This is a genomic window from Desulfovibrio sp. (assembly GCA_016208105.1).
GTDB lineage: Bacteria > Desulfobacterota > Desulfovibrionia > Desulfovibrionales > Desulfovibrionaceae > Fundidesulfovibrio.
This window is the reverse complement of record JACQYS010000019.1, coordinates 288,162-313,162: the sequence shown is the minus strand read 5'-3', so window position 1 is coordinate 313,162 and position 25,001 is coordinate 288,162. Positions and strand designations below refer to the sequence as shown.

Genomic DNA, 25,001 nt, shown 5'->3' with positions numbered 1-25,001 from the left:
CCGAGTTCTTACCAGTATCTTTTCGCAGGGTAAGTTTTCAAGGCATTTTTCATCTCACCTGGAAATGCGCCAGGGCAGGGGCAACGTCGAGGTGTACTTGCTGCAGCGTCTTGCCATTTACATCCGGGTGATGTAGTCCTCCTAAAAGACGCCGTGGACGCCGATAGCCGGTCCATGACTTACCGGGCACACACGGAGCCGGGCCGCAACGGGCGGCCGGGACCGCGCCCTGCCCGAACCGGCTGGAAGCTTCCCGGGCGGACATCACACACGATGCAGAGCCGCCAAGAGCCAGCCTCCCAGTTTAAAAACCGGGCCACAGGTTTCTCAGACGCCGACTGGGGCGCCTTGGAGAAGCGGCTCTCCGACACCAGAGATCTTCTTCGAGACATCCTCTCCCACCTGCGCACAGTCCTCGACAACCTCAAGTCCGCCGGAACCAAGTATCAGAGTGCCGGACGGGCATGGCGCAAAACAGACAGCCCTGCGGACGGCATGCGTCGCCAGCATGGGCATCGGCAGAATGGTCCTGCCGCCGGTGCCCAGAAACCCCAGGGACCAGCCGGCTCCCGCTTTCAGTCCTCAACTTCGCAATCGACCACTTCTTCCAGATTTACAGACTCCTCCGCCAGACAATCCACCTTTGGCAAGGCACCTTTTGGCAAAACTGCCGAATCTGGACAGGCCAAGGCGGGGAGCACATTCAAATCAAAAACTGATAGCCAGGCCGGAACCGGGTTCTCCTGGAGCTTCAGGGCCAAGACCGAGTACGCTTCGTCGGCATCTTCCGCCAGGACTTCCACGGGCTCCGGCTCTGCCGGGCAGCAAAAGGCGTCCCCGGGCGCGGGCCAAGCCAGGTCTGAAGCCACGGGCTCTTCCAGCCAGCAGCGTGCGTATCAGCATGCCGGACAACACACTGGGAAACAGGCTGGGCAACAGACCGGACAACAGACCGGGCAGCAGGCCGGACACAAGGCGGGCCAGAAGCAGGAACATCGCCACCGCACCACGGGACCGGGTGGCGGGTCGAGCTATCAGGAGTACAAGCAGCGCTCCCACAAATCTCCGCTCGGCCAGGGGCGTATGACCTTGACCCAGGCCTGCGCGCTCTTGTGCATCACCTACCCCTGCAATGCGGATGACATACGGGTCGCCTACCGCAAGCAGGCCCGCAGACACCACCCGGACCTGGGCGGGGACGAAGAGATGATGAAGTCCATCAACCAGGCCTATGAACTGGCCATCTCCTGGTGTTCGCCCCTTCGCGGCAAGACTGCCACCTGGGCCGCCTAGTTTTCCCGTCTGCCACCGCAAGCCGATTTTGCTTGACCCTCATGTGAGCGGGCCTGGCCCGTTTTCCACAAGTAGACACCAGTCCTTACGACTAGAACACCTCGGCTTCGAACCAGTATATCTGGGTTTCGGGCATTTTCCAGGCATCCGCCGGCAATCCCGCCTTGCGGCATGTCTGGGCCAGGAAGGTCTCCCGGTCCCAGTTCCATTCCACGGGAACCTGGGGAAGCAGAAGCCCTTGCTTGTACCCTTGGCGCATGATGAGCCCGTGGCGGCCAACCGTCACCAGGGCCGGATCCGGGCAGGGGGTGATGGGGCTTAGAATTGAAATGTCGGTGTGGATCTCATCGAATTCGGCACTGGAGAGGGGCGGGAAGCGCGGGTCCTGGAAGGCGGCGGCCTTGGCCATTTCGGCAATGGTCAAGTAGAGGGGCTTGTCGCCGACGATGTGGCCGATGCAGCCGCGCAGTTCGCCTCCAAGCGTCAGGGTGACGAAGGCGCCTAAGGTTTCGCGCAGTTTGTCCGATGGAGGATCGGGAGCTTTCCAGCCGCTGTTTCCTGCGAGCTCTGCCGCGATGCTCTGGCGGACCAGTTCTTTGAGGTATTTTTTCTCGTCACCGGTCAGTTCGAACGTGAAACCGTCCATGGCAGCTCCTTTTTCATGCGAGTATCACTCTTGCCCTGGGCTTGCCAGATGCTCTACACAAAACCATGCGTATTCTCTGCGTGGACGGACCATACTTCCTGCGTGCCCTGGCCGCCCAGGGACACCAGACCCTGTGCATCGGTTCCTCGCCCGGGGTGGACGTGCCTTTGTCCGAGCCGTTGTCCCTCAGCAGGTTGCTTGAGACCCTGAAGTCCAAAGACTTCGTCCCGGACGCGATGCTTTGGGCGGACACCTGCCAGCCGCCCACCGTGATCGGCCTGGAGCTTTTGCCATGGCCGAGCGTGGCCTATTCCATCGACCAGTACATGAACCCCTGGCATGTCGCCTATTCGTCCGGCTTCGACACGGTCCTGGTGGCCCAGAAGGAGTACCTCGGAGTCTTCGCCTCCGAGCATTTCCGCCCAGCCCGCTGGATGCCTCTTTTCTGCGATCCGGCCCACGATAACTCTCCCGAGGGGGAACGCGACATTCCGGTGAGCTTCGTGGGAACCCTGGACAGCCCGGCGAATCCTGGCCGCAAGATGTTTCTAGATAGTTTCAAGAAACAGGCCCCTCTGGTGGCCCTGAGCGGCGACTATCGGCCGGTGTTCGGGCGAAGCCGCATAGTGCTCAACCAATCCGCAGCCGGGGAGCTCAACTTCAGGCTGTTTCAGGCGGCTGCCTGCGGAGCGGCGGTTCTCACCGAGGCCACAGGCAACGGCCTTGCCGAACTGTTCACCCCCGGTGAGAACGTCCTGGTCTATGAGCGCGCCAACGCCCGTTCGGCGGCTCAGGCCGCCCTGGGCGCGCTGAATGATCCGAGACTGCCGGACATTGCCCGGGCCGGCCGTCAGGAGGTTTTGTCCAAGCACACTGTGGATGTGCGTGCGGCCGAGATAACGGCTATCCTCCAGGAGTTGCGCGACGGCCGCGCCCATGAGCGCCGCATAGCCGACTGTGGCGCGATCAGGGCGCGCATGAGCAACGCCTACCGGGTTCTGGCCCTGGACGAGGCTTTGCCGCTGCCTCCAGGCCATCGACGGTTTTATCTGGAGCTGGCCTTCAGAAACGACCCGGCGTACCAAGGGCAACAGATCGTTTCCGAACCTTGAAAGGGAGGCGGTGAAGGGTGATGCAATTGTTGAACGGTGCCGGGAGGGTCCACACTGAAGCCCTCGGAAGCTCTTGTCAGTAAATACCCAGATGCTGACCATCGCCGCGTATTCCCTGGATCTGCCCGCCTATGCCTGCGCCCGAATTCGCCTGCTGGGTCCGGCGTCGATCCTGCGTGGCAGGGTGGACATGCGTTGGGCCGCCACGAGCAACGGTACGGACTACGCCATTGATTCCTCTGCCATGACCGGGGCGGATGCCGTCATTTTCCAACGGTACTTTCCAATGAAGGAAACCTGGCCCATAGTGGAACAGGCCCTAAGCTCTGGGCGGCCTGTGGTCTACGATGTGGACGACAATTTCCTGGCTGTTCCCCCTGACCACCCCATGCGCCAACGTTTGGCTCCCATAGAGCCGTTCACCAGGGAGCTTCTTGCCAGGGCCACCCTGGTCACGGTCAGTACTGTGGAATTAAGACACGCTTTCAAGGGGTTGGCCCACAAAATTGAGGTGCTGCCCAATTTCCTGGAGGAACGCCTCTGGATCGGACCGATGGCCCGTGGGAGGGAGCCGGGTCCGGTGCGCATCGTTTTCGCGGGAACTCCCTCGCATGGGAAGGATCTGGAACTCGTCCTTCCTGCCTTGGCTGCCGTGAAACAACACTTCGGGAACGCCGTGGAGATTGTATTCATGGGGTGTTCCCCGTCGGGGATTGACGCTACGGTCATCGGCTTCAACGAGGATTACGCCGGATACGCAGCCGCGCTGAGAAAACTGGCACCGGACATCGGCCTGGCCCCGCTAGCGGACAGCGCCTTCAACAGGTGCAAAAGCGCCGTGAAGTGGCTTGAATATTCGGCACTTGGAACCGCCGGCGTCTATGCGGATCTGCCTGCCTACGCATCGGTACGCCACGGAGAAACGGGCTTGATTGCGGGGAGTGATTCGGTCGAATGGGAGCAGGCCCTGGTAAAATTGGTGGAGGACGCTCCATTCCGGCGCGCCCTGGGTCACCAGGCTGCTGCCGAGGTGCGTAGCCGTTGGGGTATGACAACCGGCGCCGAGGGATATTTGAAGGTGTGGAAGCGGGTGTGCCATGCCAGCGGGTGATTTCAACTGGCACGATCTTCCGGAAGGGCTGCGCTATGGACTCCTGCTGGGAGCCACGGGCAAGCCGCATCTGGCGGACCTGGCCAGGCGTGCTCTGGCCGCACCGGAAACGTCCAGGCTCGGTTTGGATATTCTGCTGGCAGCCTGGGAGGCGGGACCGCTTGACGGGACTCTGGCCAGACTGCTTGCCGGGCTGGACACACGAGCGGGTTTTCTGGCTCCCAAAGTGAGGGCGGCGGTGAACGCGGTGGCCGCGAACTGGCGCGAACCGGACGACACGGGCCCCATGGCCGTTCTGGCAGCGAACCGGTCTTACGATGAACTCAAGGATTGGCTCGCATCAAACTGCATTCGGGAACCGGACAATTTGTTCTGGCGCCAGCACCTGCTCGATCTGGCCTACCTCCTTGCTGACTGGGAAATCGTTCTGAGAAGTCTTGAAATGCCTTGGCCCGAGGGATTAGCCCCCTTGCGAGATAAAAGCCGCGGCGATGTCCATTTCCAGCGCGGCGACTACCAGGAAGCCGCTCTGTGGTACGAAGGGGCCAGGCTTCTTCGTCCGGCCAGAATAAGGCTCGGCCACTGCCTGTTCAGGCTGGGCCGGCCAGACGAAGCGGCAAGCCAGTGGCGCCGGTCCTTGTCCCAGGCGCCCTGGAACATCAATCTGCTCTTGAGGTATTTCGACAGACTGGCAGGGAGGGATCTTCCGGGCCGTCCGATTTCCGGGCCAGTGGCCGTGTGCCTTTATACCAGTGGCAAGGCAGCCGAGCTCGATGCAACCCTGGCCGCGCTGTTCTCCTCGGAGCTCGCTGGGGCGCGCGTTGTGGTGTTGGACAACGGCAGCCCGGATGCCACGCCCGAAGTGCTGGCCGCTTGGCGGGACCGCGCAGGTGGCATTCTGGAGACCATCACCCTGCCGGTGAACGTGGGCGCTCCGGCCGCCCGCAACTGGCTCGCCCGCCACGATGTAGTTGCATCGAGCGATTTCGTTGCCTACCTGGACGACGACGCCATGGTACCGCATGACTGGTCGCGACTGTTCGGGCGGGCGGTGGAGATCAGCCCGGATGCCGGGGTTTGGGGCTGCAAGGTGGTGGACCTGGACGCACCGGGCCGTATTCAGAACGTGGACATACATCTTTTGGAAGCCAGCGGCCCCGAGCCAGCCTTTTCCTCGCTGTGCACCCAGGACCTCGATTTCGGCCAGTTCGACTACATTCGCCCCTGTCTTTCGGTCACGGGGTGTTTTCACTTGTTCAGAACGGAACTGCTGCGCGAAAGCGGGGAGTTCGACATCCGCTTCTCCCCGACCCAGTACGACGACCTTGACCACGACCTGCGCCTGGCGGCCCTGGGGCACACGGCCGTCTATCAGGGCAACCTCGCCGTGCGTCATGCACGCCTTTCCGGGGCGCTGCTGAACCAAAACGCCCAGGCCACGGCCAACAGCACGGCCAATTTGCACAAGCTGGCCGCGAAACATCCTGGCGATGTCCGTGAGAAGATGCGCGAGAAGCTTTCCACGGTCATGCTCAAGGACATCTTGAGCAAGCTCTCGGCCTAAACTGCTCCGGATCATGCGGGCTGGGTCTTTTCGTCACTCATTGTCTCGATGCGTGGCAACGCGAGACCGTGTTTTAAGGAATACGATATTGCGCGGACCCGCGAAATGGTCCATCCTTTCTCCTGAACTTGTCCGTTCGGAGCCGCCCATGTCCATACGGAATGTGCTTGATTTGAGTTTCGATCCCGCGTGCTTAGCCGCCTCGGACGGGCGGCTGCTGTATGTGAACGATCCTTTTCAGGACGCGTTGGGGATTGGGCCAGAGGAAGTGGCGTCCGTGTCACTGGCGGAACTCGTGGGAAAAGGGAGTTTTGGGGAAATGTCCAGGCAGGCGGGGCAAGAGGTGTCGCTCTTTAAACGCCTGAAGATCCGGGTGAAAGACGGGAACTTCCTGCCGGTAGAGGTCCACTGTCTGAGGCTGTCCGACACGGACGAGTTGGCGGTTGTCTTTCGGCCCACAGCAGGGAATTTGGCCGATGGTGGAGTGGAGCATTTGGCGCTGCACGACGCACTCACGGGACTTCCCAACCGCGTCCTGCTTCTGGACCGCATGCGCCAAACCCTGGCCCGCGCCAAGCGCCATAAGGATTTCGTGGCAGTGGTCTTCGTCGATCTGGACGGATTCAAACCCATCAACGACAATTACGGGCACAAGTGCGGCGATGAGGTGCTCAGAGTCACTGCCGCAAGGCTCCTGGATGCTGTCAGGAGCGACGACACGGCGGCCCGCATCGGCGGAGATGAGTTCGTGATGATACTTGGGGAATTGCGTAACGGACTGCATGCCGGCCTTATGGGAAACAGGGTGATCAAATCCATCACCCAGCCCATCCCCTGGCAAGGCCAGTCGGTGAATGTGAGCGCGAGCCTTGGCATCTCAGTGGCTCCCACGGACGGAATAGATCCTGAGGAGCTCCTCAAGAAAGCGGACGATGCCATGTATGTAGCCAAAAAATCCGGAAAAAACGGCTACTCTTTTTACAATGAATCAAGCTACTTCAAGTGAGAAAGCCATGGATGAAACAGACCTGAACGCCTTCGCCGCCCAGCTGACCGAGACGTTCAAGCCTTTCATCCGCGAGGTTGTTCGGGAGGCCGTGCGAGAGGAAGTTGCCGTGCTTGCCGGCAAGCACTTGGGTGGCGAGGAATTCTTCAAGCGTTTGAACGAAGAGATCATGGCCAACCTGGGGGACATCTACCGCGAGATATCCATGTTCCAAGGGCCTGGAGGGAATTCGGGGAAGCCCGAGAACGCGGCTCATGCCGGGGTGCTCATGGACGAGGCTTCTCAGCGGCTGGATCAGGTGATTCAGGCCACGGAGAAAGCCACCTTCGAGATAATCGATTTGGTGGAGCGCAACATGCACGTGCCAGCCGAGCTGATGGTGCTCTTCCAGAAGGGCACAAGCGATCCGGAGCACCGGGACACGGCCGGGCGACTCTGCCAGAGGCTTTCGGAGGACCTGATTGAGATCATGACGTGCCTGTCTTTTCAGGATTTGACCGGGCAGCGCATCAAGCGCGTCATCGACATGCTTGGCAAGGTGCGCGACATGGTGGCCGAACTCTATGTGTCCACCGGAATCCTGGTGAAGGCCCAGGAAAAGGAGCCGGGACAACCCCTGGAGGAACTCAAAAAGGACGCCAAGGCCAAGGTCTCCCAGTCGGAAGTGGACGATCTTCTGGCTCAGCTGAATCTGTAGATGGTGAACATGGGCGCTGACATTTGCACGAACGCCCGGCTCTTGCGTCTGCGCTCTGCCGTCTTGATGATCAGGCTGGGAAGAGCCAGGAAGTGGTGTCGAAAGGCTGCCCGAGGTCTGGAAATCCCTTAGAACACTCTGCGTAGCTGGTCGAGCACGTTGCCGGGGATGCTGATCACGCCCTTGAGGATGTTCATAATGGTTTCCCCGATGATCTTGGACTTGTCGATGTCCAGCCTGGGGTCGTAGAGCGGCCCGCTAATGCGCACTGGCACCTCGCCCACGTCCGGCACTGAGGCCATGAGGTTCAAGTCAATGCGTTCATCGTCCAAGTTGACCCAGCCGTCTCCTCTGGCGTTCAAGCCACTGCCGGTCAGGATCATGTCCCGGGTGATGGCCAGCCCTTCCCGGATGGTAAAGCTCGCTCCCAGTTTGCTGAAGGAAAGCCCTTCGGTTGGCTGATGCTGCACAGGCTGTGGCGCGTCCCTGTCTCCGATTACAGGAGCCTGCGGAGTTTCGCGTTTTCCTGTGCCTTCCTTGATGGACAGTTTGCCGTCGCGGACCATGAATCCGGCTGATCCCGTGGCGTGGCGGCGAAGGGCCCGGTCTGTGGCTCCGTGGGTGTCAACATTCACGTGGAAATCGCAGATGCCTTTGGACAGGGTCTCCGCTCCGGCAAGGTCTTTGAGCAAAAGAGCGGCGGAGAAGTTGCTCAGCTTGAGTTCCATCTGGGCCTTGAGCTCGCTGCCGCGCGCGTCCCCCCGGATGTCGATGGAGTAAGGCCCCCCGTAAAAGGAGGGAGCGCTCTGGCGCAGTTGGAAGCGGCCCGCAAGGGCTGAGAACTCTGTGTAGGCGTTCTCCCAGAGAAGACGGTCCTTGCGCAGCCACCCGAAGCGGACTTTGGCTTCCAGGGAAAGGTCCCGCAACTCGGCCATGGGCAAGGGTTCGTCCGGTCGTTTGGTCGGGTCCGAATGCTTGGGCGCAGGGCTTAGCCGGTCCAGATCCAGAGAATTGACTGAAAGCTCCAGCCGGTTCCTCGCTCCGCTGATGGACCCTTGGCCGGTGATGATGGTGTCGTCCAGGGAGGCCTGGATGCGGCTTATTCGAATCTCGCGCAAATTACCCCCGACAGCGGCCGAAAGCTTTGCTCTGCGCCACGCGCTGGGATCAGCTCCGGCAGGGATGGCCATGCCGATTCGAGGCGCCACCTCGCGCGGGCTGAATTCAGGTATGTCCAGGGAACCCGTGAGGTTCACGCCTCCCTGGGCTGGCTGCCCAGCAATCGCGGCCCGGCCTGGGACTCCGGCCAGATTGAGTTCCAGCGCGGAGAGATTGAAGCCGCCCTTTTCGAGATCGGCTTCGAATTTTCCTGTCCAGGAAGCACGGGAGGTCTTGCCGGGACCCGCGAAGGGCAAGGCCAGTTGGTGTACGCCTTCAGTTTTGGGCTGCTTGTACCACAATGGCGTTCCAGCGCTGTCCAGGGCCGCCTGGCCTTTGACATCCACTTGGGAAGATCGGACCATGCCCAGGGAATCCACTTTTATCGCCCCGGAAAGGTCGACCAGGACGGCTTCGCGTTGTCGCTCCCCGGTATGGGTTCCGGCGGTCTTGCTGGAAAACTTGAGATTCGCGGCGGCCCTGCTTAACGGCCAAGGCTGGGACACTCCCTGCTCGGGAGAGAACATGACAGATCCCTGGGTCAGCAGCAGGTCCGCCTGGCCATGCAGCCCCTGCCAGACAGGGACTTCCGGACTGACCGAGGATTCCGCGTTAAACCGGCATTCAAGAGGACCGTTCATTTTCGGGAGCTGCTGCCAAAGTGTGGAAAGTTGGGCGCTGTGGACTCCCAGTGCTGTAAGATTCATGGAGAGGTTCCGGCGTGCCGGCGAATCGTCAATCTCCAGTCCGCCAGAGAATTTTCCTCCCAGCGTTGAACCCGAAAGCGTGGACAGCTTGAGCGAGGAGGACGAGGCGTGCCCGGCAACCAGCATATCATCGATGTCAAAGTCTGGGGTGTTCACCTTTTTGGCGAAGATCCTGCCTTCAAGAGGCCAGGGGGACAAGCCGCTCCCGGTATCGCCGAACAGCGCGGCCAATTGGCGCAACCTAGTGACGTCAATCCGGTCGGCTTGAAGGTCCAATTGAGTGGCGGCTTGGCCGCCGGTCGCCTTGCCAGTGATGTGGGACAGGCTGGTGCGGAGATCGAGATCAATAATCTCCCAGCCTTGAGGCGCGGTGGTCGACTTGAAAGACAAGAGAGCGCTTGAGCCCCCAAGGATCGACCATGCCTGGCGCATATCCTCAGAGAGTACCTCTGGCCGCCAATTCTTGGAGTACTCGGCCAACCCGAGACGAGCTTTGCCTGCGATTCCTCCGGGGCCGGCTTCGCCGTTGACGGCCAATTCCACCATGGGAGGAGCGGCTTGCGGCGAAACACTCTCAAGCCCGAGCGCCTGTACGTTCGCGCTGCATGAAAAAAGCGACGACGTCTGGCCAGGCTTGACCCGAATATCCGAGGTGAAGAGTGCGTGTGGAGTTTTGGCCGTGAAGGGATAAATGCGGAACTCCCTTTCTTGGCCGCGTGCGGAAAGCTCCATGTCGGTTATCTCCATGGAGCCAGCTCGAAGATTAGTACCGGCGAAGCGGCCGTTCAAGCTTTTGAATCCGTCCTCGCTCCATATCCAGCGGGGAGCAATGCTGCCGAGCCACGTACCAAGGTTGAGATTCTGAGCCGAAAGATCAAAGGAAATGTCTCCGCCGATCTCCTTGACTGATCCGGAGAGTTTGCCCGGCCCGTCTCGAAGGACGACTTTGCTGGCCATCCATCCGCTTGGTGTGGAGCTGAGTTCCAATTCCGCGTTGATGTCACCGGTGGGCGGCGGTTGCTGGAAGGAGGGGTGTATCCTGGTTTCTCCCGACCGGAGGGCCGGGCGGCCGGGGTGTTCCATCCCGAGGAATTTTGTCCAAACACCCTGTCTGTCCGCCTTGGCCGCGAGGTTCAGATACACATAGGGTTTTTCTTCGTAGAGCCCGGCGGCGTTCACTTGGCCAGTAACCCGGGCGCCTAGTCCGTCCAAAATCAGGCTGGTAATTTCGAAGGCGCCTTGTTCTCCATGAATCATGGCCTTGGCAGAGAAGTTCACCCTCTCTGCCGGCAGCCCCGACTCCTTTGGCAACACCACCCAGCCGGCCGCAGTGGACTTGTGCACCAGTACGTGCTCGCCGCTCCCGCTGTAACTGGCCTGACCTTCGGCATGCAGTTCACCGGTGACGCCAAGCGGGTTCACCGTAACTTCGCATGAGAGGGAGAAATTGAATGGCCGCGAGGGGCTGGAGTTCAGATTCAAACGACGCACTTGGATTGAAAGTCCGGCTTGGCTGTCCGTGAAGGTGAGGGTGGCGTTTAAGAGTCTCAGCCCGGCTGGGAGACTTTCCACCGTCCAGCCTTTGGCGGTAGGAACTTCGGAAGCGCTTCCCTGTGGAAATATCGGCCAGTTTTCCCGGCCGGCCGGGTCGCGCTCAAGATTGAGGGTGGCCGAATTCATTGAGATGGAATCCACAACTATCCTTCTCGAAAAAAGGGCGGGAAGGCTTAGGGAAATGGTGGCGGAATCCAGACCAAGAAGCGGTTCCGGGCCGAAGCCAGGGTCGTTTGGAAGAGTGACTTTTCCGGTATGCAGTCCGAACCAGGGAACCATGGTCAATCGCACGTCGCCTTCGATGATGGCCGGCCGCTCGAGCGCCGCGGTAAGCGCTGCCTGGGCGTGGGTGCGAAGAGCTTCCTGGCCGATCAGGAAGGTTGCCGCCGGGGGCAGGGCGTAGGCGACGGCGGCCAGAACCGAGACCACGATCAGGAAGATCCGGACAAAAGGGTGCGCCAGAAGGAATCGACGTGAAGTGATTGTGTTCATGATGGGTACGGGATTCAACGCCACGATCCTTATAAAAACCATAGACCCATCGGGCGGAGGGTTCAAGTGCGCCGGCACTTCTTCGTGCCGGGACTGGAGGCCCTAAAGTCTCAGCAGGGCGTAGAGAGCCGTCATGTCCAGGCTGTCTCGAACAGTGGCCGCAAGCCTGTCCAGGGCAGCATCCAGCCCGCAGCCGGTACTCGACTCAAGAGGGGCCAACCCCTTTTTCGAACGCAGACAGTTGAGCCACCAGCGCCTGAACCCGCCAGAGTCGAACACCCCGTGCAGATAGGTGCCCCAGACCTGCCCCGCCTGGCCCCAGGCCACGGGCTGGCCGTCCGGCCGTTCAGCCAGGACAGCCAACTCATCCTGATGGCCCTTTAGCGCCCGGGTGACCCCATGGTGTATTTCGTACCCGGACAGCTCGAGGTGTGACGGCTTGTGCAGCGCTGTTGATTGGGCCAGAATTTTTTCCGGCATGAGTTCGGTTTCAATGGCCAGAAAGCCCAGGCCATGCTCCGCGCCCAGCTGCGATTCCAGCCCCATCGGATCGGTGATGCGTTCTCCAAGCATCTGCAGTCCGGCGCATATCCCGACTATCTCACAGCCACGCAGTTCTCCCAGAGCACTTGCCAAGCCGTTTTCGCGCAGCTTTGCCAGGTCCGCCAGGGTGTTCTTGCTGCCGGGGAGGAGGAGGGCGTCCGGAGAGCCGAGCTCATCAGGGTAGCGCACCACCCGCAGGGCCACGTCCGGTTCGAGGGCCAAGGCGTCGAAATCCGTGAAATTGGAGATGTGGGGAAGGTCCACCACTGCGATGTCCAAGTCCCGTGGTTCCTTGCAGGAAAATCCGTCCGCCTTGAAACTGACGGAATCCTCCTCTGGCAGGCCCAGGTCTTCGATGTTGGGGATCACTCCCAGCACCGGTTTGCCGGTCAGCTCCAGCATGAAGCGGTGGGCGGGTTCCAAGAGCGACGGATCGCCCCTGAACCTGTTGAGTACGTAGCCGCCCACCAGGGCGCGCTCGGCTTGGCTGAGAAGCTCCATGGTCCCGGCCAGGGCTGCGAACACCCCGCCCCGGTCGATGTCGCCCACCAAGAGAACCCGGGCACCGGCATGGACGGCCATGGCCATGTTCACCATGTCGTGGGCTTTGAGGTTCACCTCCGCCGGGCTTCCGGCCCCTTCCAGGATCACAGCGTCGAACTCGCCTGCCAAAGAATCGTACGCGGCTTTGGCCGCTTCGAAGGCTTTCGGTTTGTAGGAGACGTATTCGCGGACCCGCATGTTGCCCACGGGTTTGCCCATGACGATGACCTGGGAGCCGGTGTGCGAAGAGGGTTTTAACAGCACCGGATTCATCCGGGCCTGGGGGGCGAGGCCACAGGCCCGGGCCTGGAGTACCTGGGCCCTGCCCATCTCCTCCCCCCGGGCGGTGACAAATGAATTGAGCGACATGTTCTGGGCCTTGAACGGAGCCACGTTGATCCCGTCCTGGCGCAGGATGCGGCACAGCGCCGCGGTGAGCACGGACTTGCCGGCATTGGAGGAGGTTCCCTGCACCATGAGCGCGGGGGTGGGACGCTTTCGCAGCGTCTTCTTGGTGTGCGGTGCGAGGATCTCCGCCAGGGATTCCAGGAGCCGGTCGTTATCTCCCTCGGCGCGAACGGCCACCCGGAAGTAGCGCTGGTCGAGACCCGCGAAATTGGAACAGTCCCGTATGGCGATGTGTTTTTCCAGGAGCTTGGCTCTAAGGAACGGAACATCATGGAACTGCGGATGATTCCCAGAACTGAACCCCGGGTTCGGTGCTTTGGCGCAATCGTGTGCGCAAACTTCGCGAATGCCCTCTGTCTCTCCCTGGCCCGGCGGATCCAACCGACAGAGCAGATAGTTTGCCGCGCCGGGAAAAACAGTAATGCCCGGAAAAGTGGTCAATCCCTTGGCCAGGTCCTCACGCAGGCGGGTTACCGTTTCCCGGGAGCGCTCTTCGAATGCTTCATCCTTCATGGCCCTTATTCCCACGGCCTGTGCCAGGGAGTTGACCGACCAGGGCGCGATGCGCTGGCGCATCTCTTCTATGAGAGCCTCCTCGGCGCAAACAAGGCCCAAGCGAAGGCCGGGGATGGCGAACATCTTGGTGAGCGATAGGAGCACGGCCACATTGCTTGGGCGGTTGGAAAGAAGGCTTTCGAAATCCTGAACAAAGGAGCCGAAGGCCTCGTCCACCACGAACAAACACTGCGGATGCGCCTTGGCCAGAGTGCGCACCAGGTCCGCTGGGACGTCCATCCCCGTGGGGTTGTTGGGTCTGGCCACGAACACAACGGTAGGAGATTCTTGGCGGGACAGCTCGGCCGCGAGAGAAGCCTGGTCCAGGGTGAATCCTTCGTTTTCCGAAAGGGGCAGGAGTGTACTGTCCATCCCGGCCTTTGAGCAGGCGGTCTGGTAATCGCAGTAGGATGGAACTGGGATCACCGCCCGGCGAAGCCCGCAGGCCTGGGCCAAAGCGAAAAGGAGTTCGCTGGTGCCGTTGCCGGCCAGCAGGGTCTTCGCAGGCGCCCCGTGGCGTACACTGGCGGCTGCGATAAGCTCGCGGCAGTGCGGGTCAGGGTAGTGGACAAGCTCGTCAACCGCGGAGGAAATGACGGTTCTCAACCATTCGGGCGGACCGAGAGGGTTGATGCTGGCCGAGAAATCCGTGATCTGCGAAGGCTCGCATCCTGCGAGCTTGGCCAGCTGGCGCACATCGCCGCCGTGGGGGAAAAGCTTCATGCGCCCACCGCGTCGCTGTTCAACCCCCAGGCCTTGCAGGCGGCTCGGGCTGAAGCCTTGACCTCGGGTTCGTCCAGGCGCCTGCTGAGAAACACGAGACTTATAGGAATAGCGAGCGCGCCGCCGGGCCAGATGGCCAGTTCCTGGCCTAAAACCTGGGACCGGGCCATGTCCTCGCGCAGCAGGGAGAGACCGTGTCCCGAGGCGACCAGGGCGCGGATGGTGTGCTCGTCATTGATCACGGCCGCTGTCTTGGGCTTCCCCCCGCTCTCGACCAAGAGTTCCTGGGCCATGAGCACGAAGGGACAACGCTCGTGGAACCAGACCCACGGCAGGTCGGCCAGGTCCCGCACGGTGGCTTTTGCCAGCATCTCTCCCCAGGAGGCCGGCCCTACCACCCGCACCGGAGCCATGCCCAATGGCAGGGCGGTAATCTGGGGATCGTCGAAATCGCCATAGGCGAATCCTGAATGCATCCGCCCTTCTTTCAGACATTTTGCCACGTTGTAGGAATCGCAGCAGTCCATATGGACGAGTGCCTCCGGATGGTCGGTGGCTAGCTCGGCAAGTACGGAAGGAAGGCGCAGGAATTCCGGGTCGGTGTTGCGGGTGAGGATAATGTCTCCACTAATCCCGGCGCGCAGTTCCCTGGCCTGCACAAGAAGCTCCTGGGCGCGGCTCAATGCGTCGCGCGCAGTGAGCGTAAGCCTCCGTCCGCTGTCGGTGAGGTCCATGCCCCGGGACGTGCGGGTGAACAGGCCCACCCCGAGCTCCTCTTCCAGGGCTTTCACGTGTGCGCTCACGGCCGGCTGGGACAGATGAAGCCTCTCGGCGGCCCGGGAGAGGTTCCCCTCGTCGGCCACGGCCACGAAGGTGCGCAGGTGGTAGAGTTCCATGGTCTTCACGAATCCTTAAGGCAGTATTCAGACATTGCGATTGGATTGCGCCCGGTGCGGCGATGTAGATAGGCCGCATGAGGCTATCGCATCAAGTCCCCCGCTATCTCGCCCAGGGTGCGCACCGCCTGGGTCAGCTCCGGGCTGTCCGGCACGCAGTAGCTCACGCGGATGAATTCACCGAAGCGGTCCAGCGAGGAGAACAAGACGCCAGGGGCCACGGTGATGCCCTTGGCCAAAGCCCGGTGCATGAACTCCACGCCGTCCGTGGAGCCGGGAAGCTCGACCCACATGACGGAGCCGCCTTCGGGCCTGGTGGCCTTGGTGCCGGGCGGAAAATACTGGCAGACCAGGGCGTGCATGTTTTCCATCATGGCTTTCACCGCCGGGCGAAGCCGTTTCAAATGCCTGTGATGGCCTCCGGACCCAAGATACTCGGCCAGGGCCATTTGGGTGGGAGTGGCCGTTGCCACGCTGGTGGTGGCCTTCACTTCCAGGGCGGTGTCCTTGAAGCGCCCGGGGAGAAGCCAGCCCACCCGGTAGCCCGGTGCGATGGTCTTGGAAAAGGACGAACAGGTGAGCACGAGCCCCTTGCGGTCAAAGGCCTTGCAGCACTTGGGGCGCTCGGCCGCAAAATGCATGTCCCCGTATACGTCGTCCTCTATGAGCGGGATGTCCTTGGCGGCCAGAATCTCCAGGATCTCGGCCTTGGCATCATCCGGGGTGAGCGCCCCGTCCGGGTTGTTGAAATTTGGGGTGAGAACGCAGGCCGCGACGCGAAAACGTTCGACAGCCTGGGCCAGATCCGCCGGGCGAACGCCTTCGCCTGGCCGGGAGGGGATTTCCACCACGCGAAGCCCCAGGTTCTCCAAGAGCTGCAGAAAACAATAATAGGTGGGCGAGGCTATGGCCACGGTGTCGCCCGACCTGGTCACGCAGCGCAGGGCGATGTGCAAGGCTTCCATTGCACCGCTGGTCACCAGGATATCGGAAGCCCCACATTCGATACCGGCCTCCATGGAGCGCAGCACGATCTGGCGGCGCAAGGGTTCAAGGCCCTGGACCGGGCCGTAGAAACCCACCCGCTCTCCCTCGTCGCGCAGGACCTGGGCCAGAATGCGGTTGATCTGCCTAAGCGGCAGGAGACTCTCCGCTGTTCTGGCCACTCCAAGCGGGAGCGTGTCGCGCCGGGCCATGTCTTCCATGACCTTTCGGATGAGCCCGGCCCGGTTGAGCGGCTCTGGTGGTGCGGCATCCTGCTCCCTGGAGCTTGGTGGAGGCAGAACCTGCCTGGCCTTGCGAACATAGAACCCGGATTTTGGTCTGGCTTCCATGACGCCTTCGCTCTCAAGCTGGGCGTAGGCCAGAGCGACCGTGGAAAGGCTTACCCGCATGCGTCCGGCCAGACGTCGAAGGGACGGGGCTTTTTCGCCGGGCTTGAGAGCCCCGGATTCGATCATGTCCAGAACGTTCTGACGGACCGTTTCGTATCGGTAGGCTTCAGAGGACATATAAACTGTACTGGTTGATGTTTCAGGTAACTGTATCTGTTCCGATAACAGTTTTCGTGGTTCAAGCAAAGCAGGAATACGTAAGGGAGGTGGTTATGGCGCAGGAATTAACACCCAGGACCTGGCCGTTTGAGAACCGGGGAATGGTGGACGACGCAGTCGAGTCCGGCAAATCGGTGCAGTTCGCAAGCGTGCTCTTCCGGAAAATGCTCACGTGGCTTACCCCCTGGGGGATGCTCCGGATAGAGTTGAAAACGGGGCAGACGGTTTCCCTGGACGGCCCGCGCAGATCCAGGGTTGAATGTCAGGACGGAGTGGTCTGGGTTACCTGTCCGAAAGACGGAGGGGACATGGCTGTCCGCGCGGGTGAATCTCTGGAACTGAACGGAGGGGAGCGGGTGACTATAACGGCAATGTATTGTCCTGCCAGGATAATTCTCGGTTGGAAGTAAGAAGGTATCAATAATTCTGGTAAAGAGTGGGGACATTCAGTATGAGTTGAAACATGACTCCTCGCAATTCGGGAAAGACAACAAAGCTGCACTGTTTCGACGGAATCTGCGAGACAATGGATAAGCTGGGGGTGCCCCGGAATTCTAAATGGCGGGCGCTTATCCTTTTTATGCGGTCCATGAAGGATTACGATATCTACTCGCCGGAGCAGAAGAGGCAGATCCAGGAACTGGTGGTCAACGTGCTCAAGGAGCGGGATCTGACCGAGGAGAGGTTTGCCGAGCTCTCCCGCAAAACCGAGGAAATCATCACGTCCCCCTGGCGCATGCGACTCCAGACAGCCCTGAGCGACCTCTCCCGGGCCATCAACGATTCCCGGGGAATGATCCTCAAACGCAAAGGGGAATTGCAGCAGTTGGAATCAAGCACCGTTGAGACCGTGCAAAGCGGAAAGGACATTGACAGTGTCCTGGATGACATCCGGCGCGGATTCCAGGACGTGGTCCGCTACATGGAGGAGGACGCGGAAAACCTGGCGCGCTTGAGCTTCACGGATTCACTTACCGGTCTCAACAACCGCCGGGCCTTCGAAGAGGCCCTGGGCAGGGCCATCCACCGGGCCAGGGCTTTGAAAAAACCCTTATGCGTGCTCATGGCTGACGTGGACCATTTCAAGGCGTTCAATGATCGTCATGGCCATCTAAGGGGCGACCAGGCCCTTTCCACAGTGGCTTCGGTCATCAGGGAATGCCAGCGCCAGGTGGACCATGGCGGGAAAGTCTTTTCCGCTCGCTACGGGGGCGAGGAGTTCACCCTCATCGCCCAGGATATGACGCTCAAGCAGGGTGTGGCCCTGGCCGAACATCTGCGCCAGCGCATCGAGAACTATAATTTCATCATTCGGGATGTGGACGGGGAAGTGCTGGACTCCGGCATCAAGCTGACCATCAGTCTCGGCGTGGCCAATCTCGGCAATTGGACGGACGCGCTGGAGCAGCGGCTGGTGAATGCGGCGGACGAGGCCCTGTACGAGGCGAAGCAGGCCGGACGAAACTGCGTTGTTTCCTACAAAGGCTGACAAAACAGACGACTCCCTTGCAGAATTGCATTTCCTCTCCCCGGACGGTAGGTGAGGGCAACCTAAGCGTACGGGGGCTTTCATGACGTCTTCCCTTCTGGATATGGCTTCAGGGCCAGCGCCGGTGACAACTCTCTGCAATGCATTGGCTGGAGTCGGGCTCCCCGGCTATCTGAGTCTCGGCGGTTATTCTTCCCTGGACACTCTTCGGGAAATGTCACCAGGCCAGCGCGCGGCGGTATTGCGTGACAGCGGTTTGCGTGACGACCTGTCTCCCGCATGGCCTGTATTCGTAACATGGTCCGCCCAACGTACCGGAGCCGGGCTTTTGGCCGTGGACGCCCGCGACACGTTCCTCGGTGACCCTCTTCCGCACTCTCTCATCGTCTCCAATCCGTTCGGCCTGATTGAGGCCCTGGCTCATGCGGCATTAAGCCTTGGGCGGCACACCGCCAGGATACTGCTCTCGCCCGGCCGGGAGATGCTCTGGCAACGCATAAGAGAGGTTCTGGCCGAAGCTTCGGTCGTCCCGGCGGTGGCGCAGGCAGGGCTGACACTGGAAGTCGCATTCGAGACTCAAGAGCCGGATTTTACCGCACCAACAGTTGATCCGGGTGTTTTCAGACTGGGGCTAAGGACATGGATGCGGCTGCCAGCCGCATTTTCATCAGGCGGTATGCTCGTTCGCTCCGGCTTTGTCCTCAATGGCCAGAAACCGGTGGAGGCCGCATTCGGAGATGATTTCAGGCAGGCCTCCGGAGAAATGGGGGCATTATGCCTGGACGAGGGCCTTTCCGGGTTCGTTGCCGCGAACTCTCCCCTGCCCTGGGATCCAGAGTTGTTAACAGGCATGGCTGTGAACCCCGGGTTCACCCAGTTGCGGGGCATAGGAGCTACGCAGTGTCCGGTAGACCTGACACGCCAGGCTTTGTACCAGCACTGGCGCTGTGCCGCCGTACGGGAGGGCCATCCTCATCGGGGCCTTCTGGCCCGGGCTGCTAGGCTGGCCACGGAGCTGGCCCTCGGTCGCGGAGGACCCGAGCAGCTTGAGGAGCTGGGAAATGCAGTGTCTCTTCTTGATGAAGCCGGCCTCAAGGCCGCTCGAACGCTGCAAAGCTCCCTGGCAGCCTTTCCCGAAGAGTGGCTCGAACACTCCAGGGGAAACTGCGGCACGGGCACCTGCCGTGCCCGCCGGGTGGCTCCTTGCCAGGAGCGCTGCCCTTCAGGGATCGACATCCCCAACTTCCTTTCGCTCACGGGCCGGGGCGAGCATGCCAAGGCCGTGTCCATCATGGTGCAGGACAACCCATTGCCCTACGCCTGCGGCCTGATATGCCCCGCACCCTGCGAAAAGGTCTGCCTTCGCGGCAAGGTGGACAAGCCGATTCACATCCGGGCCATGAAGGCGGTTTCCACCAAGGCAGCCATGGAGGCCACAGGGGGGTATCCGCCGGTGTGTCAAAGGGCGGCCTCTTCCGGCAGGAAGGTCGCCGTTGTGGGTGGGGGGCCGGCCGGTCTTTCCTGTGCGTCTTTTCTGGCGCGCATGGGCCATGCGGTGACGATCTTCGAGTCCATGCCCAAGCTCGGGGGCATGATGCGCTACGGAATACCGGAATACCGCCTGCCCAAGGCCATTTTGGACCGCGAGATTGAAACCGTCCTTTCGCTCGGGGTGGCTGTCGAAACCGGCAAGACTCTCGGGAGCGATATTTCCCTGGACGGTCTGGCCGGCCAGGGTTTCGACGCAGTGTTTCTTGGCCTGGGAGCCTGGTCCAGTAGAGCCCTGGGACTGGAGGGGGAGCGCCTTCTGGCTGGGGTGGTCTCCGGCACGGAGTTCCTGGTGGAGCTCGGGCTCGGGCATACTCCGGCCGTTGGCAGCAAAGTTGTGGTGGTCGGCGGAGGCAACACCGCCATGGACTGCGCCCGCACGGCCGTGCGCCTGGGGGCCCAGGAGGTGCGTGTGGTCTACCGCCGCTCCAGGGCCGAAATGCCCGCGGCCTTGGAGGAGGTGGAGGAGGCCGAGCATGAGGGCGTGCACTTCACCTTTTTGGCCGCTCCAACTCGGCTGGTTGGGGAAGGCGGGAAACTCGAGGGCATGGAGGTGATCACCATGGCCCTGGGCGCTCCCGACGCGTCCGGGCGGCGCCGTCCTGAGCCTAAATCCGGCACGGAGCGCATCCTCGCCTGCGACATGATCATTTCGGCCATCGGCCAGTTCTGCGATGAATCCTTTACCCAGGGCTCCGACGGCACCCTGGGTGAAGTATGTCTGACCAAGTGGAAGACCATTCAGATCGACTCCGCCACCCTGGCCACGGACAGGCCTGGAGTCTTCGCGGGAGGGGACGCCGCCCAGGGCCCGGCAACAGTGGTTGAGGCCATCCGGGACGGCAAGCGCGCGGCTCACGCCATCGACGCCTTTTTGCGAGGCGTTCCCTTTGATCCTGCCTCAGTGGAACCCAGGCCGCGCTGGGAACAGGAGCTCCTCTGCTCCTCACACGGCTGCGGCTGGTCCGAGCATGAACGCCCGGATATTCCCATGATCTCTGTCAGCGCCAGGAGTATGAATTTCGAGCAGGTGGAACTTGGGCTCAACCAGGACATGGCCGAGAACGAAGCCCGGCGCTGCCTGCGCTGCGACGTGTGCATCGGGTGCGGTCTGTGCCAGCTGGTGTGTTCGGAGGCTGGAGGTGACGCGCTTCGGTTCAAGGACGTGGGCGGGCGCTTGGTGTTCGAGGATTTCGACAGGCCCACCGGCAAGTGTGTGGGGTGCGGGGCCTGCACCCACATCTGCCCCACAGGAGCCATGCGCATGGTGCTGGAAAAGGGGGAGGCGGCCATTTCCTTCACCGGCCACGCCATAAGCGAGATTCACCCCCCCTACTGCGTGGAGTGCGGTAAACCGCTGCCCACCGAGCAGTATCTTGAGCATCTACGCAGCCGGATTGGCGAGCAGTTGGCTTCTAGCGCCCGAATGGATCAGGAACTGTGCCCGGAGTGCGCGCGCAAGCAAAAGGGTGTGAGCTTCGTGGCCAGCATGCTGCGCTGAATGGCTGGGAAGGAGTACAGACCGTGAAATATGCCGAGATCCTCAAACATCTTGCCCCCTGTGGACTGGATTGCGGGCGATGCGCCGATCTCGATGGCGGAGAGATTCAAGCCCTGAGCACCCGCCTCAGGGAGCTTCTGGGCAACTACGGCCGGGTCGCCGCCTTGAAGGCTGGCGGCAGGCCTGAGTTCGCCGGGTTCGAGGAATTCCAGGCTGTGCTGGAGTCGCTGGGCCAAGGATCATGCGGCGGTTGCCGCACTGATCGCGTCACCTGTCCTTTGGACTGCCTGGCTCGGACGTGTTCCCGGGAGAAAGGAGTGGATTTCTGTTTTCAGTGTCCGGACTACCCGTGTGAGGGGCAGTTCGCTGGCATGCCCTTGCGCAAAAGATGGATGCAGCTCAGTGACCGCATGAGGCAGATCGGCGTGGAGGCTTTCTATGAGGAGCAGCTGGCCACGCATCGCTACCCGGGCAAGGTTGGGTGAGGAGGCTACTCTGATTGCGCGGGTTCCGGAGAACCATTCCCCTCTGTTGTGAAGAAAAAGGCCCCGGAGCATTTGCTCCGGGGCCTCTTCATATCAGACGATCAGGCGTGTACCGGCTTATGGCCTAGTACATTCCGCCCATTCCGCCCATCCCGCCGCCGGGCATGGGGGGCATATCCTTCTTGGGCTCGGGCTTCTCGGCAATGGCGCACTCGGTGGTGAGCAGCAGGCCGGAAACCGAAGCAGCGTTCTGCAGGGCGATGCGGGTCACCTTCTTGGGGTCGATGACGCCGGCCTTGATCAGGTCTTCGTACTGGCCGGTGGCGGCGTTGAAGCCGAAGCCTTCCTTGCCGTCGCGCACCTTGGCCACCACGATGGAGCCCTCGAACCCGGCGTTGCCGGAGATCTGGCGCAGGGGAGCTTCGCAGGCGCGCTTCACGATCTCGATGCCAGCGGTCTCGTCGTCGTCAGCGGGCTTGATCTTGTCCAGGACCTTCAGGCAGCGCACCAGGGCCACACCGCCGCCAGGCACGATGCCTTCTTCAACTGCGGCGCGGGTGGCGTTCAGGGCGTCTTCCACGCGGGCCTTCTTCTCCTTCATCTCGGTCTCGGTGGCAGCGCCAACGTTGATCACGGCGACGCCGCCGACGATCTTGGCCAGGCGCTCCTGGAGCTTCTCCTTGTCGTAGGAGGAGGTGGTCTCTTCGGCCTGGGCGCGGATCTGCTTCACGCGGGCCTTGATGTCCTCGGCCTTACCGGAGCCGTCGATGATGGTGGTGTTTTCCTTGTCGATCACCACGCGCTTGGCGCGGCCCAGGTCGGCAAGCCCGATGCTCTCGAGCTTGATGCCCAGATCCTCGGAGACGGCCTGGCCGCCGGTGAGGATGGCGATATCCTGGAGCATGGCCTTGCGGCGGTCGCCGAAGCCAGGGGCCTTCACGGCGCAGACCTGCAGGGTGCCGCGCAGCTTGTTGACCACCAGGGTGGCCAGGGCTTCGCCCTCGACGTCCTCGGCAACGATCAACAGGGGCTTGGCCATCTTGGCAACCTGCTCCAGCACGGGCAGCAGGTCCTTCATGGTGGAGATCTTCTTCTCGTTGATCAGGATGAAGGGATCATCCATCTCGCAGACCATCTTCTCGGGATCGGTGACGAAGTAGGGGGAGAGGTAGCCGCGGTCGAACTGCATGCCCTCGACCACGTCCAGGGTGGTCTCCAGACCCTTGGCTTCCTCGACAGTGATGACGCCTTCCTTGCCGACCTTGTTCATGGCCTCGGCAATGATGTTGCCGATGGTGGCGTCGGAGTTGGCGGAAATGGTGCCAACCTGGGCGATTTCCTTCTGGTCGCGGGTGGGCTTGGCCAGGGTGGCCAGCTCGCCGACGATGGCTTCAACAGCCTTGTCGATGCCGCGCTTGATGGCCATGGGGTTGCGGCCGGCGGCCACGAGCTTCACGCCTTCCTGGAACACGGCCTGGGCCAGGATGGTGGCGGTGGTGGTGCCGTCGCCGGCCACATCGGAGGTCTTGGAGGCGACTTCCTTCACCATCTGGGCGCCCATGTTCTCGAACTTGTCGGTGAGTTCGATTTCCTTGGCCACGGTCACGCCGTCCTTGGTGATGACCGGGGAGCCGAAGCTCTTCTCGATGACCACGTTGCGGCCCTTGGGACCCAGGGTAACCTTAACGGCATTGGCGAGCTTATCGACACCCTTTTTCAGCTTCTCGCGAGCCTGGGCGTCGTACAGAATCTCCTTGGCGGACATATCGTGTCTCCTTCAATAAAAATGAGATGAATGAGTTGCTTACCGGGACTACTCGACGATGGCGAGGATGTCGTCCTCACGCATCATCAGGTATTCCACACCGTCGATCTTGATCTCGGTGCCAGCGTACTTGTTGAAGAGCACCTTGTTGCCCTTGTCAACGGAGAGCTTGACGCGCTTGCCGTCTTCACCCACCTTGCCGGGGCCCACGGCGATGATCTCGCCCTTCATGGGCTTTTCCTTGGCGGAATCAGGAATGATGATGCCACCAGCGGTTTTGGTTTCCTCCTCGAGACGTTTCACCAGAACACGATCGTTCAAAGGCTTGAGTTTCATTGCGGATAATCCTCCGGATGGAATTTTCGTATTTAGACTGTTAGCACTCACAACAGATGAGTGCTAACGTCGGGCAGCGTAATAGGGAACATACCCGAAAATGCCAACAAGGGAAGCAAAAGATGGAAGAAAGTCTGGGGCTGCCAGAAGGTTTAAAACGAATAATTCTCGATAATGCTCAGCTATCCTCGAAATTACTCCAAAATTCTGTTTCGTCTGCAAAATGCCAAGCTAGAGCAGAGCCCCCGCGTGCAAGAGTACACTTGACTTCCAAGCATATTCTGGAGATTTTCCTGATTGCCGTTGCGTCCCCGCGGCACCCCGGGCCACAACACTGATATTGCGAGCCAGTGTCTGGGTGCGCCTGGAACGGTTATTCCCTTTAATAAAAGAAGTGCCACTCGCCTGGAGGGGCGGGAATGTATGACAGCGATTATCGGCGTCATCATGGTTCTGGGCAGCGTCATCGGGGGGTACGTGCTCTCCCATGGCCAGCTAGCGGTCCTAGTTCAGCCTTACGAGCTGCTTACCATCGGCGGCGCGGCCTTGGGCGCGCTGTTCATTTCCTCCCCAATGAGCGTGGTGAAGGACGTCTTCAAACACCTTCCCCAGATTTTCACCGCCAAGGAGGACTCCAAGGCCTTCTACTTGGATATGCTCACCCTCATGTATGAGCTGTTCCAGCTGGCCCGCCGCTCCGGAGCAGTGGCCCTGGACGCGCACGTGAACCGCCCCGCCGACTCCGACATCTTCCGCCGCTTCGGGGCAGTGACCAAGAACAAGACCGTTCTGAACTTCATCTGCGACAACTTAAAGATCGTCATCGCGGGCAACATCGAACAGCACCACTACGAAGCCATAATGGATACCGACATCAGCACCCGCAAACATCACGACCTGCTCGCGGGCGGCACTGTCAGCAAGACCGCAGACGCCCTGCCGGGCCTAGGCATCGTGGCGGCAGTGCTTGGCATCGTCATCACCATGGGCGACATCAACCAGCCGCCGGAAGTTCTCGGCAACCACATAGCCGCGGCGCTGGTGGGAACCTTCTTAGGCGTTCTGCTCTGCTACGGTTTCGTAGGCCCCATGGCCACGATGTTGGAACATCAGGCCGCTGCCAAGCAGGCCAGGCTCAAGGTGTTGAAGTCCGCGCTCATGGGCTATTCCATCGGTCTCGCCCCTATCCTGGCCGTTGAATACGCAAGGAGGGCTGTCCCGACCAATGTGCAGCCCTCAATGGAAGAATTGGAAGAGGGAATGAAGAAGGGCGGCTAGCGCCGCCTGAGGTTCTTGGTTTCTTTTTTCAGGATCGC

18 protein-coding genes are annotated in these 25,001 nt (G+C 61.1%); 11 read left to right on the top strand and 7 right to left on the bottom strand.

Going from position 1 to position 25,001, the window contains the following annotated elements:
• Positions 1-273 precede the first annotated feature (273 nt).
• Positions 274-1,293, top strand: a complete 1,020-nt coding sequence (locus HY795_11285; GenBank protein ID MBI4805806.1) for a J domain-containing protein — start codon at positions 274-276, stop codon at positions 1,291-1,293.
• A 91-nt stretch (positions 1,294-1,384) separates the two neighbouring features.
• On the opposite strand, the gene amrA is transcribed toward HY795_11285, so the two are convergent.
• Positions 1,385-1,939: an AmmeMemoRadiSam system protein A gene (amrA, locus tag HY795_11280; GenBank protein ID MBI4805805.1), complete on the bottom strand. Its 555-nt coding sequence runs from the start codon at positions 1,937-1,939 to the stop codon at positions 1,385-1,387.
• A 65-nt stretch (positions 1,940-2,004) separates the two neighbouring features.
• On the opposite strand from amrA, the gene HY795_11275 reads away from it, so the two are divergent.
• From HY795_11275 to HY795_11255, 5 genes are all read left to right on the top strand, one after another.
• Positions 2,005-3,051 (top strand): glycosyltransferase family 1 protein, encoded by a 1,047-nt coding sequence (locus HY795_11275; protein MBI4805804.1) that lies wholly within the window; start codon positions 2,005-2,007, stop codon positions 3,049-3,051.
• A 73-nt stretch (positions 3,052-3,124) separates the two neighbouring features.
• Complete coding sequence (locus HY795_11270; protein ID MBI4805803.1) at positions 3,125-4,162, top strand: glycosyl transferase family 1; 1,038 nt, start codon at positions 3,125-3,127, stop codon at positions 4,160-4,162.
• Positions 4,149-5,726 carry a glycosyltransferase gene (locus HY795_11265; protein MBI4805802.1) on the top strand — a complete coding sequence of 526 codons (1,578 nt, stop codon included), beginning with the start codon at positions 4,149-4,151 and terminating at the stop codon, positions 5,724-5,726. The genes HY795_11270 and HY795_11265 overlap by 14 nt, the downstream gene beginning before the upstream one ends.
• Positions 5,727-5,874: 148 nt before the next feature.
• Positions 5,875-6,732, top strand: a complete 858-nt coding sequence (locus HY795_11260) for a sensor domain-containing diguanylate cyclase (GenBank protein ID MBI4805801.1) — start codon at positions 5,875-5,877, stop codon at positions 6,730-6,732.
• A gap of 7 nt (positions 6,733-6,739) precedes the next feature.
• Complete coding sequence (locus HY795_11255; protein ID MBI4805800.1) at positions 6,740-7,429, top strand: protein phosphatase CheZ; 690 nt, start codon at positions 6,740-6,742, stop codon at positions 7,427-7,429.
• Between the two features lie 128 nt (positions 7,430-7,557).
• Here HY795_11255 and HY795_11250 read toward each other — a convergent pair whose 3' ends face one another.
• The 4 genes from HY795_11250 to HY795_11235 all read right to left on the bottom strand — a co-directional run bounded on the left by HY795_11250 (position 7,558) and on the right by HY795_11235 (position 16,519).
• Positions 7,558-11,382, bottom strand: a complete 3,825-nt coding sequence (locus HY795_11250; protein MBI4805799.1) for an AsmA family protein — start codon at positions 11,380-11,382, stop codon at positions 7,558-7,560.
• Between the two features lie 60 nt (positions 11,383-11,442).
• Positions 11,443-14,112 carry a cobyric acid synthase gene (locus HY795_11245; GenBank protein MBI4805798.1) on the bottom strand — a complete coding sequence of 890 codons (2,670 nt, stop codon included), beginning with the start codon at positions 14,110-14,112 and terminating at the stop codon, positions 11,443-11,445.
• Entirely contained in the window at positions 14,109-15,008 is a 900-nt protein-coding gene (locus tag HY795_11240) for a LysR family transcriptional regulator (protein MBI4805797.1), read from the bottom strand. The genes HY795_11245 and HY795_11240 overlap by 4 nt, the downstream gene beginning before the upstream one ends.
• 83 nt (positions 15,009-15,091) lie before the next feature.
• Positions 15,092-16,519 (bottom strand): PLP-dependent aminotransferase family protein, encoded by a 1,428-nt coding sequence (locus HY795_11235; GenBank protein MBI4805796.1) that lies wholly within the window; start codon positions 16,517-16,519, stop codon positions 15,092-15,094.
• Positions 16,520-16,614: 95 nt separating this feature from the next.
• Between HY795_11235 and HY795_11230 the strand changes: the two genes are divergently transcribed.
• From HY795_11230 to HY795_11215, 4 genes are all read left to right on the top strand, one after another.
• A complete protein-coding gene (locus HY795_11230) occupies positions 16,615-16,971 on the top strand; it encodes a DUF2917 domain-containing protein (protein MBI4805795.1) in 357 nt (118 codons plus the stop codon).
• A gap of 179 nt (positions 16,972-17,150) precedes the next feature.
• Positions 17,151-18,050, top strand: coding sequence for a GGDEF domain-containing protein (locus HY795_11225; GenBank protein ID MBI4805794.1), 900 nt, complete (start codon positions 17,151-17,153; stop codon positions 18,048-18,050).
• Between the two features lie 82 nt (positions 18,051-18,132).
• Positions 18,133-21,099: an FAD-dependent oxidoreductase gene (locus HY795_11220; protein ID MBI4805793.1), complete on the top strand. Its 2,967-nt coding sequence runs from the start codon at positions 18,133-18,135 to the stop codon at positions 21,097-21,099.
• 23 nt (positions 21,100-21,122) lie between these two features.
• A complete protein-coding gene (locus HY795_11215; protein MBI4805792.1) occupies positions 21,123-21,584 on the top strand; it encodes a DUF3795 domain-containing protein in 462 nt (153 codons plus the stop codon).
• 124 nt (positions 21,585-21,708) lie between these two features.
• On the opposite strand, the gene groL is transcribed toward HY795_11215, so the two are convergent.
• Entirely contained in the window at positions 21,709-23,349 is a 1,641-nt protein-coding gene (gene groL, locus HY795_11210) for a chaperonin GroEL (GenBank protein ID MBI4805791.1), read from the bottom strand.
• 48 nt (positions 23,350-23,397) lie between these two features.
• Positions 23,398-23,685 carry a co-chaperone GroES gene (groES, locus tag HY795_11205; GenBank protein MBI4805790.1) on the bottom strand — a complete coding sequence of 96 codons (288 nt, stop codon included), beginning with the start codon at positions 23,683-23,685 and terminating at the stop codon, positions 23,398-23,400.
• Between the two features lie 423 nt (positions 23,686-24,108).
• Here groES and motA point away from each other — a divergent pair, with 423 nt between their 5' ends.
• Complete coding sequence (gene motA, locus HY795_11200; protein ID MBI4805789.1) at positions 24,109-24,963, top strand: flagellar motor stator protein MotA; 855 nt, start codon at positions 24,109-24,111, stop codon at positions 24,961-24,963.
• The last annotated feature ends 38 nt before the right edge of the window (positions 24,964-25,001 follow it).